We start from the raw sequence: 5,456 nt of genomic DNA, 5'->3' as shown, positions 1-5,456 counted from the left end.
CGGTCGCGACGCGCCCCGAGTCGGGGAGGGCAACTTGCGGGAAGCCCGGCAGCCGCACCAGCGCCGCACGCGGCATCGCGATCGCCAGGCGCACCGGGCCGCCGCCTCCCGGCAGATCGAGAATGTCGAAGAGCTGATCGAGTGCCCGCCTGGTCTCTTTCGCGTTCGTCATCGCCATGCTTACCATCCCGGCGCGATCCCATCGACAGACGTGATCAGCCGGGCCACAATATCAGTCAAGACCGTAGCGCGAGCCGGCCATTATGCAAACCCAAGTCGAATTGCCGGCGCTGAAGGCGATCCTGTTCGCGGATCTCTCGCAATACACCCGCCTCACCGCCGCGGGCGAGCTCGCGGCGATCGACCTCGTCACCCAGTGCTTTGCGCTGTTCAGGGATTTGTCCGCCGAGCACCGTGGCGAATTCGTCAAGTCGACCGGTGATGGCGTGCTCGCTCTGTTCGACAGCGTCTCGGATGCGGTCAACTACGCGGTCACGATGCAGCGCAGGCTGGCAGCGCTGGCCGTAGAGCTGCCCGCTGCCGGCCGCTTCAGGATCGGCATCCACTTGGGCGAGGTGCGCCGTCACGAGGGCGATGCGTACGGCCATGCCGTCAACATTGCGGCGCGCGTCCAGACGCTGGCCAAACCCGGCGGCACCTGCGTGACGGAGGAGGTATGCCGGGCAGCGCGCGGCATGACCGGCTGCGGTTTCCGGTTCGCCGGCCGCCACACGCTCAAGAACCTGCCCGAACAGATGTCGCTCTACCATGTGGTTCCCGGCGACACGCCCGGCGAGGAAGCGAGCCGGGCACCACATTTCTCGGTTTCCGTCCTGGACGGGCTGGCCGTGCTCGACGACGTCGGCGAGCCGGTTGCCCTGCGGTCCCGCTGGGCACAGGCGCTGATCGGCTATCTCGTACTGTCGACCGAATTTCGTGAATTGCAGGACCGGATGGCGGCGCTGCTGTGGCCCAAGCGCCCGCACGCCGAGGCGAGGAGCGCCCTGACACGTGGGCTGCGCGTCGCCGCCAAGGCGCTTTCCCGCGGATCGAGGGAATCCGGGCTGCGGCATGGCGCCTATGTGAGCCTGGATCCCGCACGCGTTGTCGTCGACATCAATCGCATCTTCGTCGACCTCAGCGAAGGCAAGGTGGACGATACGCTGCTCGAGCGGTCCGACTGGGCGGAGGCCATCCTCTACGGCTTCGAATCCGTCAGCAGCCTCTATGGCGCCTGGCTGAGCGTCGCCCGCCACAATCGCCGCAACCGGGCGGAAGAGGCGCTCGAGAACATTCTCGGTCGCTTCGACGCGAGCGAACCGATCATCCGGCATGCGGCGAGCGCCCTGCTGATGCTCGAGCCGTCGCACGAGGGCGCCGTGCGCTGCCTGATGCGCCACCATGCGTCCCACCAGAACGTTGCCGCGGCAAGGCGCGTCTATGACAAGCTCGTCGCCCGCCTCGAGCGGGAATATCAGCTGAAACCCAGCGCCGAAACCGTTGCGCTCGCCGCCAGCCTGTCGGACCCCGCGCTGCCGCGACAGCCCGAGAAGCCATCGCACCAGCGCGCTCCGGTCATCGCCGTCTCGAGCTTCAGCAGCGAGGCGGAATCGACAGCGGCCTTCGCGACCGGCTTCCGCTCCGAACTGATCATCAGCCTGTCGAAATTCCGCGAACTGACGATCATTGACATGCAGTACGGTGACGATGCGGCGGATGCCGACTACCGGCTCAAGGCCGGCTGCAGCGACCTCGGCGAGGAGTTTGCGCTGGTCGTCACGCTCGACGAGAGCGCCGCCAGGCGGGTCGTCTGGAGCGAGTCCTACCGGCTGACCCTGGCGAGCTGGCATGCGACCCAGCGCCGGTTGGTCGCACGCCTGACGTCGAAGCTAGAGGTCTATCTCTCGCAGGACCGCCTTTCGCGCGCCGTGCAGCGGCTTCCCGAGGATTTGGGCGTCTACGACGCATGGCTGCGCGGCGAGCACCTGCTGCTGCGCTGGTCGGCCGACGCGGAGGATGAAGCCGAGCGCCTGTTCAACCAGGCGATCGCCGAGGATCCGAGCTTCGCCCCGGCACATGCCAGCCTCGCCAGCGTCTACAATTCGCGGCCTTTCATCAGGCCCGGAAGCCCGCATGATGCGACGGCCGAGCAACGCGCGCTTGCGCTCGCCAGGCGGGCGGTCGAGCTCGACCCGCTCGATGCGCGCAACCAGATGGTGGTCGCCTGGTCCGCGGCGATGGTGGAGCGCTACGAGCAGGCCGAGCTGCATTTCGAGCTGGCATCCGAGCTCAATCCGAACGATCCGAAGATCACGGTGTCGGCGGCGCTCGGACTGGCCTTCATGGGGCGGATCGACCTTGCTGCCCGGCTCAACCAGCACGCGCTCGACCTGACGTCGCTGTTTCCCGACTATCAATGGTCGCACATGGCGGCGACGCGCTTTCTGATCGGCGATTACGCGGGCAGCATCGAGGCTGCCGAGCGCTCGCAGAACCTGATCATAGACACGCCCGGATGGAAAGCGGCCGCGCTCGGCAGGCTCGGCCGCATCGAGGAGCGGCAATCGGCGCTCGATCAGCTTTTCGCGGCAGCAGGAGCCGCCTGGGCCGGACCCGCGAACCCATCGCAGGAGGATATTCTCGCGTGGTTTCTCGGCACTTTTCCGATCAGGCATGCCCTGGACAGGGCGAAACTGTGCGCCGGCCTGACGGAGATGCGCGGCGGCGAAGTTCAAACACGGGGTTGATGCTTGCTGAGAGGTTCACTTCCGTCACAATCGGGAGCGCCAGACGGTCGTCGCTGGTCATGATGAGATGCGCGCGAGACCTCGCCGTTGGGAAAGTTCTCATCGCCGGTCGATCGGCTGAGGGCTCTGGCTGAAGCGTAGAGCAGGGCGATACGCAGGATGAGGGTAGGTGCGTGCTCCACCCCGTCTAGATCTTCATGGCGATAGGTTAGGACAGCTGAGAACCGGGGTTTGAAGAGTTCACTGGTGGCGCCACTGCTCCACCGTTGGTCGACGGCGATGACTGCTTTCAGGCGACGGCCCAACTCACCTTAACGGCCGACATGAGGCGCATTGCTGCCGCCAGCCGGCAACCGCTGCGAGGATGAGGAAGGACAGACAGGGCGCTGGAAGGGCGCCAGGGAATTGTTCACTTTCTATGCCCAAGAATGTGCATATATTGTGCGTATGAGAGAGGTCGGAGAGTTGTCTTGACCCACGCACAGCTCGCACAATCGAAAGCGGTCTCAGGCTTTGTCGACAGCCTGCAGGAGCCGCGCACACCTTATATATCGCCGAAGCGCCTGTCGCAGGCGCTTGGGGTGAAGGTGGCCAAGCTGGCGCAATTCACCGGCGTCCATCGCAACACGCTCCGCAATCCCGCATCGGAGCGCCTGCAGCGTCGGATGCGTGAGATGGTCAAGGTGATTTCGGCCGCAATGGAACTCACCGGCGACGTCGACAAGGCGATCTACTGGTACCGCAACGAACCGATCGCCGACTATGGCCACCGCTCGGCGGCCGAGCTCGTTGCCGACGGCCAGGCCGAAGCAGTCCTGGCCTTCATCCGAGATCTCGAGAACGGGGCGCGCGGGTGAAAGTCACCCGCGTCGGCCCGGACGAGATCTTCACCGATCAATCGCAGGGGTTCGACCCGAATGTCTGGGACAGTGCCTGGAGGGAATGGGATTGTGCCTGGTGCCAGATCGCTCGCATCGACAGCAAGATACCTCATCGTGGAAGCTTGCGTGCCTTGTCATGACGGCGGGGCTTCGCGGTATCCTGTTTCCGTCGCTTCGTCATGCCGGCGGCACCAATCTGCTAATCTTTCCGGCCAATCTTGTCGAAGGCGATCACGTCGCGGTTCACGATCCCGATCACCGGCTGCCGCATGACCAGTCGTCCTGGTCCTGAGTTGCTAGCTGCCGTAAGCAACCCGTTTTAATCAGTTCAGAGCACCTCGTTCTCAATGACGCCTCTCGTTGGCTCGCCCTCTTCGCCGTCGCCCTCCCCCGGCCAAGACCGGTCGGTATATCGCCGGCCAGCAGCTTTTCCTTCGACAGCAGCCCGGCGTCTTCGAGCGCCTCGAAATCCGGCAGCTGGCGCAGCGTCTCGAGCCCGAACTGCGACAGAAAAGTCTTCGTCGTCACATAGGTGTAGGGGGCGCCCGGCTTCGGGCTACGGGGCCCCGAGGCGATCAGCTCCTGTCCCCGTAGCACACCGATCAGATCGCGCGAGACCTCCTTGCCGAAGAAGGAAGACAGCTCGCCACGCGTGATCGGCTGGAAATAGGCAATGCACATCAGCACGAGCGCCTCCGACTGCGACAGTTCTTTTGCACCCTCCCCCGCCGGCGTGCCGAAGGCGGCATGGATGGCGTCGCCAAAAACCTTCTTGGTCCGGTGCTGCCAGCCGCCGGCGACCGACACCAGCTCGTAGGGACGGCCGGCGAGCTCGGCCCGGATGTCGTCGATGACCAGCTCGAGATTGCAGCTTCTGCCGACGACCCGCGCCAACACCTCGCGTGTCACCGGCTCACTAGCGGCAAAGATCACCGCTTCCACGCGGCCCATCCATTCACGCCAACGCAGTTCTAGCGGCAGGTGATCGAGCTCGGTGTCGAGCAGCGCCGGCTGATCGTTCGGTTTGCTGCGGGCGGAGGCTTGGCTCATCCCTAAAGCCCAAATATTCGGAAGGTCTGACGGCCCGAGAGCTCGCGCACGGCGTCCAGTTGCTGCAGCCGGTCGAACAGCCGCCGCGCCGCAAAGCGCGACAGGTTTTTTGTCGTCAGCGAACCCGAGACTGCATCTTCATTCAGGAGCAAAAAAATCACGTCGCTGGCGCCTTTCGCGCGCAGCTTTGGCGCCACCGCCAGAAGCTTTTCGGCACGACGCGACAGCTCGCTGGCTAGCCGGCAGGCCTCGGTCGCTCCCTCAACCAGCGCCAGGCAGACTGCGCGCTCAAAACTTTTCTCCCCGGGACGGATGCGCTTGCCGCCGGCACCCTCGGTGCGGAAGGCCGGGCCAAAGGCCTGAACTATCAGCAGCGGTAGCGTCCGCGGCCAGCGCAGGCTTTGCGCCAGCACTAGGTCGGCGAGCCACCAGGCCAAAAGCTCCGCATCGGGACGCATGGCGACGACACGGGCGGCGATCGCCGCCGCGGCGAACGGCGCTGGCCGCTCCGAGCGCGCCAGGTCGTCGATGTGTTCACAAAGCGCGGCCAGCGCCTCGACATCCCAATGGAGCCCAAGCTGGTCGAGTATGTTGCCAAGCCGGTCAGGGGTAGCGACGGGCGGCCGCCCGGCCAACTGCCGCCAGGCGCCAAAGATGGTGCCGGCGGGGCCGGGGTCGGCCTCGGCCTGGCGCAGATGCCAAGCGTCGCGCAGGGCGAATTCGTCCTCGGCGCGGCCCACGAGACGCATGCTGGCGGCAGCACTTTTCAGCGCCAGCC

At 65.5% G+C, this 5,456-nt stretch carries 5 protein-coding genes; 3 read left to right on the top strand and 2 right to left on the bottom strand.

The annotated features are described in order from the left end of the window. Positions 1-263: 263 nt before the first annotated feature. From X739_RS136710 to X739_RS1000000171450, 3 genes are all read left to right on the top strand, one after another. Complete coding sequence (locus X739_RS136710; protein WP_023796683.1) at positions 264-2,747, top strand: adenylate/guanylate cyclase domain-containing protein; 2,484 nt, start codon at positions 264-266, stop codon at positions 2,745-2,747. A 470-nt stretch (positions 2,748-3,217) separates the two neighbouring features. Further along, the gene (locus X739_RS136715; protein ID WP_023796682.1) at positions 3,218-3,604 is read left to right on the top strand and encodes a hypothetical protein; all 387 of its coding nucleotides are present in this window, start codon (positions 3,218-3,220) and stop codon (positions 3,602-3,604) included. After that, positions 3,510-3,920 carry an RES domain-containing protein gene (locus X739_RS1000000171450; RefSeq protein WP_348625788.1) on the top strand — a complete coding sequence of 137 codons (411 nt, stop codon included), beginning with the start codon at positions 3,510-3,512 and terminating at the stop codon, positions 3,918-3,920. The genes X739_RS136715 and X739_RS1000000171450 overlap by 95 nt, the downstream gene beginning before the upstream one ends. On the opposite strand, the gene X739_RS136720 is transcribed toward X739_RS1000000171450, so the two are convergent. Then, a complete protein-coding gene (locus X739_RS136720) occupies positions 3,884-4,678 on the bottom strand; it encodes an SMC-Scp complex subunit ScpB (RefSeq protein WP_023796681.1) in 795 nt (264 codons plus the stop codon). The genes X739_RS1000000171450 and X739_RS136720 overlap by 37 nt on opposite strands. Before the next feature lie 2 nt (positions 4,679-4,680). After that, positions 4,681-5,456, bottom strand: a 776-nt coding sequence (locus X739_RS136725) for a DUF1403 family protein (RefSeq protein WP_023796680.1), incomplete at its 5' end; no start/stop codon positions are given.

Source organism: Mesorhizobium sp. LNHC209A00 (genome assembly GCF_000502915.1).
GTDB lineage: Bacteria > Pseudomonadota > Alphaproteobacteria > Rhizobiales > Rhizobiaceae > Mesorhizobium.
Note: the sequence above shows the minus strand (reverse complement) of the source record. Positions and strands in the feature narration are given on the sequence as shown.